This window comes from Pseudoalteromonas sp. PAST1, assembly GCF_021532515.1.
Lineage (GTDB): Bacteria > Pseudomonadota > Gammaproteobacteria > Enterobacterales > Alteromonadaceae > Pseudoalteromonas > Pseudoalteromonas simplex.
Genome location: NZ_JAKGBH010000003.1, coordinates 140,980 through 155,412, shown reverse-complemented (window position 1 = coordinate 155,412; position 14,433 = coordinate 140,980). Strand labels below are relative to the sequence as shown.

Below are 14,433 nucleotides of genomic sequence, written 5' to 3'. Positions count from 1 at the left end.
ATAAGACATCGCGCAAAATAAATTTCACGCCTACGGTAAGCTATTTATGGCTTAGAGCTTGAAATTTACGGTTTAAAGCTGGGTTCCCGTGTTGGGTTTCGCTGCGCTCAAACCAACCTACCTTAAAGTTTTGTCCTACAAAAAAAAGCGCAAGCAGTTTAACTGTTTGCGCTTTTTATTTGTTATACCAACGATTAGTGAAGGATACGTGCTCTGATAGTCCCTTCAACAGCACTTAGCTCTTTAAGAGCGACTTCTGATTGGTCTGTATCTACATCAATTACTACGTAACCAATTGATTCGTCAGTTTGTAAGTACTGGGCTGCGATATTAATGCCGTGCTGTGCAAACGCTTGGTTAATTTGCGTTAGAACACCTGGGCGGTTGTGGTGTACGTGTAATAAGCGGCTGCGGTTTGCAAGTTCAGGCAGTGATACTTCAGGGAAGTTAACCGCCGTAATGGTTGAACCATTATCTGAGTACTTAGCAAGTTTGCCCGCTACTTCAATACCGATATTTTCTTGTGCTTCTTGAGTTGAACCACCAATATGCGGAGTCAAAATCACGTTATCGAACTCGCGTAGCGGTGATACGAACTCTTCATCATTTGATTTTGGTTCTACAGGGAACACGTCGATTGCAGCGCCGCTCAGCTTTTTATCACGCAGTGATTCTGCTAGAGCGTCAATATCAACAACAGTGCCGCGAGAAGCATTGATCAAGATCGCGCCTTGCTTCATTACTTCAAGCTCAGCCATACCAATTAGGTTCTTCGTTTGTGGTGTTTCTGGTACGTGTAAGCTAATAACGTCAGCACGTTGTAGTAACTGAGTTAGGTTATGAACTTGCGTTGCATTACCCAGTGTTAGCTTGTCTTCGATATCGTAAAACTCAACGTTCATGCCGATATTTTCAGCCATGATACCTAGCTGTGTACCAATGTGGCCGTAACCAATAATACCTAAGGTTTTACCACGAGCTTCAAATGAGCCGTTGGCTGATTTTAACCAACCTCCGCGGTGCGCTAGGGCATTACGTTCTGGAATACCACGAAGTAATAATAAGATTTCACCAAGCACTAATTCTGCAACAGAGCGGGTGTTTGAGAATGGTGCGTTAAATACCGCAATACCACGCTCACGAGCACCTTGCAGGTCTACTTGGTTAGTACCGATACAGAAGCAGCCGATTGCGACTAGCTTTTCAGCTGCTTCTAATACCGCTTCATTAATATGAGTGCGAGAACGAAGGCCTACAAAGTGCACATCTTTAATGCGCTCAATGAGCTCGTCTTCAGGTAAGGATGTTTTTACGTAATCAATATTACTGTAGCCATTACGCTTAAGCGTTTCTACAGCACTTTGGTGCACGCCTTCCAGCAAGAGAATTTTAATTTTGTCTTTTGCTAACGATACCTTACTCATATCCTCATTCCTATTTACTTTATTTGCGGCCCGTTTTTGGTGCCGATAATGACTTTATCTGCACCGCGATGGGCAAATAAGCCGTTTGTTACTACACCAACAATCTGGTTGATTGTTAGTTCTAATTCTTTGGCGTTGCTGATATCTAAATTGTGCACGTCTAAAATGACGTTACCGTTATCTGTTACAACACCTTCACGGTAAACAGGGTCACCGCCTAGTTTTACTAGTTCACGCGCTACATAGCTGCGTGCCATTGGGATCACTTCAACAGGAAGTGGAAATGCGCCTAATGTTGTAACTTCTTTAGATTCATCAACAATACAAACAAATTGTTTTGCTACCGCTGAAACGATTTTCTCGCGTGTCAGGGCTGCACCACCGCCTTTGATCATCTCATTGTGTGGGTTGATTTCGTCTGCGCCATCAACATACACATCAAGGCTTGATACATCGTTTAGTTCGAATACTTCAATACCCAGTGCTTTTAACTTTTCAGTTGAAGCCTCAGAGCTTGAAACCGCACCAGTAATGGTGTCTTTTACTGTATCAAGTGCATCAATAAAGTGATTCACTGTAGAGCCTGTACCTACGCCAACAATGGTATTTTCATTTACAAACTCTAGGGCTGCCCAGGCAGCGGCTTTTTTTAATTCATCTTGCGTCATAATTATGTGCTCAGTTAGCTGTCAGAGAGGGCCTATAGTATACAAACAGTTTGCTTACCATTGGTAGATTTTCTCTGGGGTTATAATGTGTTTTAACGGTACATCCCACGATTCAATTGGCAATGCTGAAACATGCTGACATTGATGGGCAAGGCCTATCAAAATCGGTTTTTGCCAGTTTTCTTGGTAATACCGAGCCAACGTTTTGTCATAAAACCCACCGCCCATTCCTAAACGGTTACCTTGATCATCAAATGCCACTAATGGCATAAGTAAAATATCAAGCTTATCTAAAGGACATATTTGACTGCAATTTAACTTGGGCTCCAAGATACCATAGCGGTTTGCAGTCATGGGTGAATTTTCTTCATATCTCTGAAAGTATAAAGTTGTGCCATTGAAGGGGTGGATTATAGGCAGATATAAATGCTGCTCTTGCTTCCATAATTCTTTAATTAACAATGAGGTGTCTAATTCTCCATCATTGCTGAAATAAATGCCAATATGGGCGTCTTTAGGTGTTTTTAGTGATTTTAAGTGTTGAGTAAAATTCACTTTAAGCGCAATCGCTGCATTTTTTTGTTGCTCAACAGTCAGTGAATTGCGCTTTTTTCGAATGGATTGTCTGATTTCTGCTCGTGCGTTGCTCATGTCAATATTAGTGTTAACTTTCTAAAAAGGAGAAAAGTTCAGGAAAAAGCTCCACTACACCCAAAATGATCAATAACACTATGACCATGGCAATAAGCGAATAGAGTAGGGTGTTTGAGCGTTTTTTAACGGGCTCTGTTAATTCGTCTTCAAGTAGCAAGTCATCTTCTTGCCAGCTATCGTCACTATCAGCAACGCTGTTATTTTCAAGCTCAGGTAAGCGTTGCTCTAAGTCATCAAGTTTTTCTTCTAGGCGAATAAGGCTACTGGTGATGTAATCGAGGGCATCAAAAATACGTTCTTCACGCTCTTTGGTCTGTGCATCTGTATTGCTTGATTGGTTGCTGGTGGCTGCTTGGTTTATCGGTTGGAGCTTGGCTTTAATGCCAACACTTGCGAGTAATTTTGCTTGTTTTAGTGCTTTATCTTGCTCGCTTGGTGCAAATAATGGCTTATGCTCAAACAGGGTTGCAACTTTGTCTGTTGTTGTTTTTAGTTTTGCAGCTAATTGTTCTGTTGCTTGTGCTTGGTCGACACCGGCTTCAAACCCTGCAAACATTACGCGAAATTTTTCTGCCATTTGCTGATTATCCAAATCCTTAAATCAATGACTTGAGTATATACCCAAAAAGATTAGTGGAAAAACAAAAGCCCGTATAAAACGGGCTTTTTCTATTATGGATTTGCAAATACGCTGTTTAGTATTTTGCTGCTTTGCCTTCGGCTGGTAGTGATTTAAGGATGAAATCACGTAAGTCGTTATTTGATGACTCTAAATCAGCATGACGTAAATACATCATGTGACCACTGCGATAGCCTTTAAAGCTTAAGCGCTCTTTCATTTTGCCGCTTGGATCTAACTGCCACATTGTGTATTTAGCATCAAAGTAGTTTGTTGCACCGTCGTAGTAGCCAGATTGAATCATCACGTTTAAGTATGGGTTTTGTGCCATTGCTAAACGTAAGTTTTCACCTGTGTTGTTGCCTGAGCGATCCCAAGGGTGAACATTACCAAATAGGTTATATTTGATATCGGTTTTGTAGTTAAGCTCTTCACGTAGGTAATAGTTAATCGCTGGCGTGAATGAGTGTAACCATGAAGTAAGCTCAGCCCAGTAATCAGGTGACTCACCTGCATCACGTTTGTCGATACCTAAATAGCGAGAATCTAAACGGCCTACAGTTTGGCCGCGCTCGCGCAATAGCTCTTTCCAGAAGAAGTTATTTGGGATATCAAGGTTATTTTGCTCAACAAACTTTTCAGATAAACCTGCGTATTTTGCCGCTTGCTTGATAATGGCACGCTTTTCATCAGCAGGTAAGAAACCACCTTTAGCAATTGCAGGTAAGAACTTATTCACGGTGAACTGTTCAACTTCAGGGAGTAACTCGTCTAAGTCTTTTGCTTGTAAGTCTTCGCTAAGTGCTTTGTGATACCAAGCGGTTGCAGCAAAGTAAGGTAGGCGGTTAGCAGCTTCTACAGGGCCTTCGCGCTTAATACCAATCTCAGTTGGTGATACTAAGATAACACCGTTGATGTACATCCATTGGCGATTTTGTAATTCGTGAGCAAGGCCAGATACACGAGTCGTACCATAGCTCTCACCAATTAAAAATTTAGGAGAGCGCCAGCGCTCGTTGCGAGAAACAAAGGTATTTAGCCACTCTGCTAAGTATTTGATGTCCGCGTTAACACCAAAGAACATTTTTTGTTGATCTGATTTACTTGGTAGCTCACCTTTTTCGTTTTCAAGAACACGTGAATAACCGGTGTTAACAGGGTTGATATAAACAATATCAGCCACGTCTAAAATTGAGTAAGGATTATCTTTTACGCCATAAGGTTGAACAGGGTAGCCTTCGTCATCAATTTTTAATACACGCGGTCCAGTATAGGCAAGGTGCATCCATACTGACGCAGAACCTGGGCCACCATTGAACGAAAAGACTAAAGGGCGTTTTGTTCTATCGTCTACTTTGTCGCGGGTATAATAAGTATATTGTAGCGTTGCAACCGCATCGCCTTGCTCATTCCAAACTGGTTGTGTCCCTGTGGTTGCGGTATATGAAAAGCGCTCACCATTAATGCGGGCTTTGTGTTCTGTCACCACTTTACTGTCAACGTCAATACGACGTCCATTATCAGCAAAGCTTGGAGTACTGAAGGCCAGTGTTAATGCTGTCACTGACAAGCCAATAAAACTAACAAGTTTCATGTTGATTCCTTATTATTCGAATTGCAGCTATTAAAAAGTAAAGCCAACTCGATGACAAACTAATGAGACTAGTCACCAATATTAGCTGTTAAATAAAAGAAGAAATGCAGGGTGAGTTACAAAAAAGTGCACTTTTTAGTAAAGATAGCTTGGTTAAATATTTAGCTAGATTAAAAAATGGCGTATATTGAGCAAGTTTATAAATGGTATACCCAAACCACCTCAAAATGCAGAATTCAGCGTTTCACAGGTGCTTAATATCAAGGCGTTACTTTGCAACAATGGCAGTCCCTTTTAAAAAGTAACAACGATGAGAGTAAGTGCCTGTGAAACGCCCAACGGGTTGGTTTAAAAGCGATTTATACTGCGTTATTGATTTTAACAATAGAACCACTATTACTTGCAATCAATGCCTTGCCTAAATCGCTTTTAATTCCAACTGAAACTCGCACCTTGAGGTGGTTTGGGTATATACACGAGCTTAAGAAAGAGAAGTTGCAATGCAAAGAGTGTTAGTTGTAGAAGACAGTAAAGTAGTACAGCAAGTGTTACGGCATTTAGCAGCTCACTACCTTGATGTAGCTGTTGACTTTGCGTGGTCCTTAAAAGAGGGCGTAAACTATATCGCTAAGCATGACTACACATTAGCTTTGGTTGATTTAACATTACCTGATGCGATGAACGGCGAAGTGGCCAGATATACCCTCTCAAAAGATATTCCTACCGTGGTGCTAACATCTAAAATTGATGAATACATTCGTCAGCAAATGTTAGAACTAGGTGTGGTTGATTACGTAGTTAAAGACAACCGTGATTCATATCACTACGCGATTAAACTTGTTGCGCAATTGCTTAGAAATCATGGTTGTAAAGCGCTAGTGGCTGATGATTCGGTGTTAAGTCGTACTTTGATGAAGCAAATGCTTGAAAAGCAGCTTTTCAAAGTAAGTGATGCGCAAGATGGTGAGCAAGCACTACAAATGCTTAAAGACGACCCAGAAATTAAGTTATTGCTAACGGATTATGCGATGCCAACAATGGACGGCTTTGAGCTTGTTAAAGCGGTACGTAACTTTCGTGGCCGCGATGACCTAGCAATAATTGGCCTATCAGGTGCGGGTAAGCATGGTTTATCTGCGCGGTTCATAAAATATGGAGCTAATGACTTTTTAACTAAGCCATTTATGAACGAAGAGTTTCATTGCCGTGTGATGCAAACTATGGAGCAGTTGTCATTAATAGCCGATATAAAAGAAAGTGCATACCGCGATCATCTAACTGGTTTGTATAATCGACGTTATTTTTATCAATATGCTGAAAGAGTATTAAAAAATGTAGAGCAAGATAACGTGCTTGCCCTGCTTGATATCGACTTTTTTAAGAATATCAATGATCAGTTTGGTCACGAGGCGGGTGATCAGGCATTAAAGCAAGTAGCTTCATTTTTGAAAAGAAAGTTTGATGATTTTACAGTTGCTCGTATTGGTGGTGAAGAGTTCGCTGTAGTATTAAACAATATGGATCTCGAAAAGGCTCAGCCTAAGCTAAATACGTTTCGTGAACAGTTAGCTGAGCACGCCTTTTCAATTAATGGTGAACCTTACTCACTAACGATGAGTATTGGTATAACAAAATTCCATAAAGTATCCCTCACAGCTGCAATGCGCACCGCAGATAAAGCCCTTTATCAAGCCAAGCAGCAATCGCGAAATTGCTTAGTTCAACTATAGTTGTGTTAATTGCACCAGCGCAGGTTAATTGTTAAAAAAATGCACCATTAGGGTGCATTTTTTTTGTTCAAAAACGCAGTTTTGTTTTTAACTTATTGAAAGGATTAAATAAAAAATAGTGGCATAAAGGTTGGATTGTATAAGTCAACAGGATAACAATAAGCGTCCGAAGGGGGCCACTATGAAAATGATTAGTGCAATAATAAAGCCATTCAAACTTGATGATGTGCGTGAAGCATTGGCTGATTTAGGCATTGAGGGGATGACAGTTGTCGACGTTAAAGGCTTTGGCCGTCAACGTGGTCATACTGAGCTATATCGTGGAGCTGAATACCAAGTCGATTTTATTCCAAAGATCAAACTTGAAATTGCAACTCGTAGCGAAAATTGTCAACGCGTTGTTGAAACCATCACAAAAATTGCTTCAACAGGCAAAATTGGTGACGGCAAAATTTTTGTTTACGACTTAGACCAAATCGTTCGTATCCGTACGGGCGAACTTGATGAAGAAGCAATTTAAGGGGGAATTATGGAAAACACTATCGTAGAGTTGAAGTTCTCACTCGACACTTTTTACTTTTTGATGTCGGGTGTTTTAGTAATGTGGATGGCGGCTGGTTTCGCTATGCTTGAAGCAGGTTTAGTTCGTGCAAAAAATACAACAGAAATTCTAACTAAAAACGTTGCACTATTTTCTATTGCTTGCACTATGTTTTTATTAGTGGGTTACAACATCATGTATGTTGATAACGCAGAAGGTGGTTTCATCCCTTCATTTGGCGCATTAATCGGCACGCAAGCTGCTGATGCTGATCACTCTTTAGAGTCTGATTTCTTCTTCCAAGTTGTGTTTGTAGCAACAGCTATGTCAATCGTATCTGGTGCGGTTGCTGAGCGTATGAAGTTATGGGCATTCTTAATTTTTACTGTTATTTTAACCGGTTTCATCTACCCAATCGAAGGTTACTGGACTTGGGGCGCGGGCTTTTTATCAGAAATGGGCTTTGTTGACTTCGCTGGTTCTGCAATCGTTCACGGTGCAGGTGCTGCGGCAGCGCTAGCAGGTGTGCTTTTCTTAGGTGCTCGTAAAGGTAAATACGGTAAAAATGGTGAAATCTACCCAATTCCTGGTTCTAACTTACCGTTAGCAACATTGGGTACATTAATTCTTTGGATGGGTTGGTTCGGCTTCAACGGTGGTTCGCAACTACTTGTTTCTGATGCTGAAAACGCAACAGCAGTTGGCAAAATCTTTTTAAACACTAACGCAGCAGCAGCGTGTGGCGCAATCGCAGCACTATTTGTATGTAAAGTGTTATGGGGTAAAGCTGACTTAACAATGGTTCTAAATGGTGCATTAGCAGGTCTGGTAACGATTACTGCTGAGCCAGCATCACCAACACCATTACTTGCTTGTTTACTTGGTCTATTAGGTGGCTCACTGGTTGTATTTAGCATCGTTGCACTTGATAAAGCGAAAATCGATGACCCTGTAGGTGCTATCTCTGTACACGGTGTGTGTGGTGCATTAGGTATTATGCTAGTGCCACTTTCAAACTCTGATGCAACCTTTGTTAATCAATTAATTGGCTTAGTATGTATCTTAGGATTTGTATTCATCGCGTCATCAATCGTATGGGCAATCCTGAAAAATACCATGGGTATCCGTGTTACCGAAGAAGAAGAACTAAACGGTATGGATCAACATGACTGTGGTATTGATGCTTACCCTGAGTTTGTTTCAGTTCGCAGTAACTAATCTTAGTGCGTGCAATAGCACGCACATAAAAATATCATTGTGTGTTCAAATCGAAGCTCTACTTAGGTAGGGCTTTTTTGCGTTTAAATAAGTCTTTTCTGATAGGCGAAATAGTCGTTTTTTGACTATGCTTTTAATTCTGAATCAATAAGGAAAAATGATGGATAACAAACTCTTGCTTATAATTATTTCGCTGTTTTTACCGCCTGTAGCGGTATTTTTGAAAGCGGGTGCTGGTAAAGACTTAGTAATTAACATTATTTTATGCTTTATCTTTTTTATACCTGCAGTGATCCACTCTCTTTGGTTGTGTACACGCTAGTCGAGTTTAAGTGACTGTTAATTTTACAGGTGTTAATATTGCGCTATTTAGGGCTTAATCCTGTAAAATTAACTGACCAATAGCGAACTCAATGGCTGATAAAAAAACTCCTGCAAAAAAGTCGTCTAGCAAACCTAAAGCGGCATCAAAAAAAACTACTGCTAAGTGCTCACGCACATCTCAAGTGCCTGCTAAAACAAGTTTATTGAGAAAACTTTGGTCAATTTTTTGGAAGCTTTCACTCGCAGTAATAGTTGCCATGGTGCTGTATCTAATTTATTTAGATGCAAAAATCACTCGCCAATTTGAAGGCAATAAATGGCAGTTACCTGCACAAGTATATGCCCGCGCAATGAGCTTTTATCCCGGGCAGTATTTGTCTCAGCAAGAGGTTATTTGGGAGTTAAACCGTTTAAATTACTCATCTGTAAACAAGCTAAGCCGTACAGGTCAGTATGTTAAATCGGCTAACAGTATTAAAGTGTACCGCCGCGAGTTTGAGTTTTATGATGGCCTTGAAGATGCACACGTTATTGAGCTGCGTTTTTCAGGGCAGAAATTAGCAACTATCAAAGATAAGTTTGGCCGCCGTTTAAACAATGCTCGATTAGAGCCGGTTCAAATAGCTCGCATTGGTAATGATTCAAAACAAGACCGCGAGTTTGTACCGCTTGATAAATTTCCGCCGATGCTAAAAGATACCTTGCTGGTGGTTGAAGATCGCAATTTCTATCAACACCATGGTGTATCTGTGTGGTCAATTATGCGCGCTTTATACAGCAATATTAAAGCCGGACGTACAGTACAAGGGGGCAGTACTTTAACCCAGCAATTAGCAAAGAATATATACCTTACCCGTGAGCGTTCACTGGTGCGTAAGTTTAATGAAGCGCTTATTGCCTTGATATTAGATTACCGCTACAGCAAAGATGAAATTTTAGAAGCCTATCTGAATGAAGTGTATTTGGGTCAGTCTTACAATCAAGGCGTGCATGGTATGGGCCTTGCCGCTGAGTTTTATTTTTCAAAGCCTGTGGATGAGCTTGAATACGACCAAATCGCGCTATTAGTCGCTATGGTAAAAGGGCCATCGTACTATAATCCGCGCCGTTATAGTGAGCGCGCAATGGAGCGCCGTGATTTAGTGCTGCGCTTAATGGTTGAAAACAAGCTAATTGATACCCGTGAGTACCGCGCAGCATTAAAGCGCCCTATTGATATTGCACCAATGAAAGACAGCTTGCAAAAGTCGTATCCGGGTTACTTAGAATTAGTTAACCGAGAATTAAAGCGCCTGCTACCTGATCAGCAGGTGTTAGATGCTGGGGTGCGTGTATTCACTTATTTTGACTTACAAAAGCAAACGGCCATGGAAGAGTCTGTTGAGGCAAGTCTACCTTATCTAGAAAAACGCCCTAAAACAGAAGAGCTTGAGGCAGCGATGATTTCTGTTAATGTCGAAAAAGGTGGAGTGTCGGCGCTAGTTGCAGGCCGTGACGTACGTTATTTTGGTTTTAACCGTGTGCTTGATACCAAACGTAATATTGGCTCATTAGTTAAGCCAGCAGTTTATTTATCGGCATTTGAAAGTGGTCAGTTTAATGTTGCCACGCTGGTGGATGACTCACCGCTGCAAGTGACTAATGAGCAGGGTAAAGTGTGGCAACCTGAGAACTTCGACAAGCAGTTCCGCGGCCCTATGCCTCTTTATAAAGCATTTAGTAACAGTATAAACATTCCCGCCGTTAACACGGGTCTTGATGTCGGTGTAGATAAAGTCGCTGATACCTTGAAGCGTTTAGGTGTAGAAGGGCGTATTGATCAATATCCGTCGTTACTTTTAGGTGCACTTGAGCTTTCTAGTTTTGAAGTAGCGCAGCTTTATACAACGCTTGCTGCTGATGGTCAGTACCGTGAATTAACGTCTATCTCAGCCCTTACAGACTCAGTAGGTAAAGTGCTTTACAAGCATGATGTCAGCTCACAAAAACGCTTTGATGACGCATCAATCTACATGACTAAGTATGCAATGAAGCGCGTGACTAAAGATGGCACGGCTAAACGCCTAAATGCTCATTTCCCATCAATTCAGCTTGCCGGTAAAACAGGCACCAGTAACGAATTACGCGATAGCTGGTTTGCTGGTTTTGATCAAAACACCGTTACTGTTGCATGGATTGGTCGCGACGATAACAAGAGCACGGGTCTGACAGGCAGTGTTGGCGCACTAGAGGCCTACATTCGCTACCTTAAACCACTCAACCCTGAAGCCATAGCGGATACTCGTCCTGCATCAATCCGTTGGGCCTTTATTAATGAAGAAACTGGTCTGCAAGCGCCTCCGGGTTGCGGCAAAGTGGTGCAGCTCCCCATTCGTGCAAGCGAGTTTGAGCCTAGACCTAATTGTCAGCGCTAAACTTGGCCATTGAATCATTTAGCTCAACACACAGTTGAGCTAAATTTTGTACGCTATTCATTGCCATAAGTGCACTTTTCTCTGTGTCTCTGGCAAGTTCACTGACATCTTCAGCGTGGTGTAAAGCGTTTTGAATTGCAGTGCCTTGCTGACTGACTTGAACTGCTATTTGCTTTCCTTGCATGCCAATATCAGACATTGATGCTGCGACAGCTAATAAATTATTTTTAGTGTGCTCTGCACTTTGTGAACCTTGTTCCATCTTCTCTACGCTTGCTTGCATTTTATCTTGTGTTAGCTTTGTTGCGGATTGAAGTGAATTAATAATTTGGTGGATCTCATGTGTTTGTTGTTGAGTGCGTTTTGCAAGGGTTCTTACTTCATCTGCAACAACCGCAAAGCCTCGGCCTTGTTCACCAGCTCTAGCTGCTTCAATCGCAGCATTCAAAGCTAGTAGGTTGGTTTGCTCGGCAATTTCATTTATACCATTACTCACGCTACTAATCGCTTGGCTGTCTTTAGCAAGTAACTCTAAGGCAGCAAGACCCTCGTTGAACTCTTGTTGTAAATGACTCATGTGCGTGGCTAAATGTGCGCTTTCATCAGCACCTTTTTGTACTTTTTTGGCTGCAGATGAAGCTAAATCAACGGCTTGAGAGGCAGACACCTCAACATGTTCGGCAGCTTGGCTCATTTCTGATAAAGCTTGGCTAATAGTTGACACACTTTGTTGCTGAACTTGTACATCTTGACTGGTTTTTTCAGAGTGACTCGTCACTGTATCTGTGGTTGTTATGACACTGTTCGTAGTGTGCTTGACTTCATTTACCATCAAAGAAAATGATGCCAATACATGATTAAACTCTTTTCCTATTGAGGTTAACTCATCTTTACCTGTTAACTTTAAACGCGCAGAGATATTACCTTGCGCGGCACTGTTAGCGGTTTCTGAAAAAAGCTTCAGGGTATCAACTACTAAACGATAAAATCCAAGCATCAAGTAACTGGCTATTATTAAAGATAATAGAGCCGCAGCGATAACAAGGTACAAAATGAATTGTTCATTGTTTAGCTTATAACTAATGATACTCGTAAGGGCAGGCTCAGTGTCAGCAATGTACTCATCTATACTTTGGTTTAAATTCGCTTTAAGGCTCAAAAATTGTGCTTTGCTTAATTCTATCGTATCAGGCTCCAACAGCCTTTGGTTAACTTGTTGCGAAAACTGAGATATGTTTTCTAGTAATGTTTCAGCACTAGGAGATAGTTGCTCTTTTATTTTATTGTCTTGTTGGAAGGCGATGGATAACGCATCTTTAAATTGCCCAGATAACTGGGGCATCGCTTTAATTTTGTTTGATAAAGCAATAAAGCTTTCTGGCGTAAACTTACCTTGATTTAATACTTTTTCAGCACTTTGGTAGGTGCTATTAAGATGGTAAATCAAGTTAGGCAAATGGGTGACTAAAGTACGATTTAAGTAATTAATAGTGAGGTTTTGACTAACAGCTAATTGCGACTCAATTGATACTGTTTCAAGTATGTTTTCTTCACTCGATGCATTGTGAGCATAACCTAAAGTTTGGGCGGAATTCAGCATGGCTTGTTGCTTGTTATCGACAAGATACGATAACAGCAAGCGGTAACTACTGATGCCTTTGTATTGTTGTTTTGAAACTTGGATATTTTCATTTAACAGACTTATTAGAAAAAATAAGCTCAGACACAGAGGAAAAACTAATAAACTAAACAATAAAGTAATTTTATGTTTGTACTTAAGTTGTGCCATTAAATTAACAGCAGGTGTTATGAGTCTATTCACAGTTTTCTCGCTAAACAATACTAGTATAAAAAGAATAGACCGAAAAATAAGATATTTTCATTCAAATAAAAAAAGCCCTCACACTTTCATGTGAGGGCTTTTTCAAAATAATAGCTTTTTACAGCTTCGCGAATGCGCGCTCTGCGGCTGCAATGGTGTCGTTGATCTCTTTTTCAGAGTGTTCAGCGCACACAAAGCCTGCTTCAAACGCCGAAGGAGCGAGATAAACACCTTCTTCTAGCATTAAGTGGAAGAACTTTTTGAAGCGTTCTAAATCACACTCAGTCGCTTGTTGGTAGCTAGTTACTTTTTCTTTATCAGTAAAGAAGAAACCGTACATACCACCTGCGTAGTTTGTTGTAAGTGCAATACCTGCTTTTTTCGCAGCGGCTTCAAAGCCTTCACAAATTGCTTTGCTCTTTGCTTCAAGCTCGTCGTGCAGGCCGTCAGCACTTAAAAGTTCTAAAGATTTTAAACCGGCAGCCATGGCAATTGGGTTACCTGATAATGTGCCCGCTTGATAAACTGGACCAACAGGTGCGATGTAATCCATGATTTCTTTCTTACCGCCAAATGCACCCACAGGCATACCGCCACCGATCACTTTACCTAAACAGGTTAGGTCTGGTTTGATGTTGTAGTAAGCTTGTGCGCCACCTAAAGCAACACGGAAACCTGTCATTACTTCATCAAAAATAAGCACAGATTTGTATTCATCACACACCTCACGCAGACCTTCTAAGAAGCCTGGTACAGGTGGAATACAGTTCATGTTGCCAGCAACTGGCTCAACGATGATACAAGCGATGTCGTCAGCATATTTTGCGAAAATTGCTTTTACTTCATCAAGGTTATTAAACGACACAGTTAATGTGTGCTTAGCAAAGTCTTCAGGAATACCTGGTGAGTTTGGTACACCCATAGTCAGTGCGCCTGAGCCTGCTTTTACTAGTAGTGAGTCTGCATGACCGTGGTAACAGCCTTCAAACTTTAAGATTTTGTCACGGCCAGTGAAACCACGTGCTAAGCGAATTGCACTCATTGTTGCCTCAGTACCTGAGCTTACCATACGTACTTTTTCGATTGATGGTACTAGCTCTTTTACTTTTTCGGCCATTAAGATTTCAGTTTCGGTTGGCGCACCATAGCTTAAGCCATTTTCTACGGCTTCTAATACCGCTTGCTTAATAGCTGGGTGGTTATGGCCCATGATCATGGGTCCCCATGAACCAACGTAATCGATATAACGGTTACCATCAGCATCAAAGGTAAAAGGGCCTTCAGCTTTAGTGATGAATAAAGGAGTACCGCCAACGCCATTGAAGGCACGAACTGGTGAGTTAACACCGCCTGGGATTGATTCTTGCGCGCGATTAAAAAGATCTTGGCTAATTGTCATGAATAGTCCTATTGGGTTGTCACGTT

Annotated in this window: 12 protein-coding genes; 5 read left to right on the top strand and 7 right to left on the bottom strand. The window is 41.2% G+C overall.

Going from position 1 to position 14,433, the window contains the following annotated elements; genetic code table 11:
• Window positions 1–194: 194 nt before the first annotated feature.
• From serA to L1272_RS02435, 5 genes are all read right to left on the bottom strand, one after another.
• Entirely contained in the window at window positions 195–1,424 is a 1,230-nt protein-coding gene (gene serA, locus L1272_RS02455) for a phosphoglycerate dehydrogenase (protein WP_054554254.1), read from the bottom strand.
• 14 nt (window positions 1,425–1,438) lie between these two features.
• Entirely contained in the window at window positions 1,439–2,092 is a 654-nt protein-coding gene (rpiA, locus tag L1272_RS02450) for a ribose-5-phosphate isomerase RpiA (RefSeq protein WP_054554255.1), read from the bottom strand.
• Between the two features lie 54 nt (window positions 2,093–2,146).
• The gene (locus tag L1272_RS02445; RefSeq protein WP_235372650.1) at window positions 2,147–2,743 is read right to left on the bottom strand and encodes a 5-formyltetrahydrofolate cyclo-ligase; all 597 of its coding nucleotides are present in this window, start codon (window positions 2,741–2,743) and stop codon (window positions 2,147–2,149) included.
• Between the two features lie 13 nt (window positions 2,744–2,756).
• Entirely contained in the window at window positions 2,757–3,323 is a 567-nt protein-coding gene (locus L1272_RS02440; protein ID WP_235372649.1) for a hypothetical protein, read from the bottom strand.
• 118 nt (window positions 3,324–3,441) lie between these two features.
• Window positions 3,442–4,959, bottom strand: coding sequence for a S10 family peptidase (locus L1272_RS02435; RefSeq protein WP_235372648.1), 1,518 nt, complete (start codon window positions 4,957–4,959; stop codon window positions 3,442–3,444).
• A gap of 500 nt (window positions 4,960–5,459) precedes the next feature.
• On the opposite strand from L1272_RS02435, the gene L1272_RS02430 reads away from it, so the two are divergent.
• The 5 genes from L1272_RS02430 (at window position 5,460) to mrcB (ending at window position 11,186) form a co-directional block, all read left to right on the top strand.
• Window positions 5,460–6,689 (top strand): diguanylate cyclase, encoded by a 1,230-nt coding sequence (locus L1272_RS02430; protein ID WP_166341859.1) that lies wholly within the window; start codon window positions 5,460–5,462, stop codon window positions 6,687–6,689.
• 181 nt (window positions 6,690–6,870) lie between these two features.
• On the top strand, window positions 6,871–7,209 hold the full coding sequence (locus L1272_RS02425; protein WP_054554260.1) for a P-II family nitrogen regulator: 339 nt from the start codon (window positions 6,871–6,873) through the stop codon (window positions 7,207–7,209).
• Between the two features lie 9 nt (window positions 7,210–7,218).
• Entirely contained in the window at window positions 7,219–8,448 is a 1,230-nt protein-coding gene (locus tag L1272_RS02420; RefSeq protein WP_054554261.1) for an ammonium transporter, read from the top strand.
• Between the two features lie 157 nt (window positions 8,449–8,605).
• On the top strand, window positions 8,606–8,770 hold the full coding sequence (locus L1272_RS02415) for a YqaE/Pmp3 family membrane protein (protein WP_082389315.1): 165 nt from the start codon (window positions 8,606–8,608) through the stop codon (window positions 8,768–8,770).
• 91 nt (window positions 8,771–8,861) lie between these two features.
• Window positions 8,862–11,186 (top strand): penicillin-binding protein 1B, encoded by a 2,325-nt coding sequence (gene mrcB, locus L1272_RS02410; RefSeq protein WP_235372647.1) that lies wholly within the window; start codon window positions 8,862–8,864, stop codon window positions 11,184–11,186.
• Here the strand turns inward: mrcB and L1272_RS23190 are convergent.
• Both L1272_RS23190 and hemL read right to left on the bottom strand, forming a co-directional pair.
• Window positions 11,170–13,008 (bottom strand): methyl-accepting chemotaxis protein, encoded by a 1,839-nt coding sequence (locus L1272_RS23190; RefSeq protein ID WP_235372646.1) that lies wholly within the window; start codon window positions 13,006–13,008, stop codon window positions 11,170–11,172. The two genes, mrcB and L1272_RS23190, sit on opposite strands and share 17 nt — an antisense overlap.
• A 118-nt stretch (window positions 13,009–13,126) precedes the next feature.
• Entirely contained in the window at window positions 13,127–14,407 is a 1,281-nt protein-coding gene (gene hemL, locus L1272_RS02400) for a glutamate-1-semialdehyde 2,1-aminomutase (protein ID WP_138601779.1), read from the bottom strand.
• Window positions 14,408–14,433: the final 26 nt, after the last annotated feature.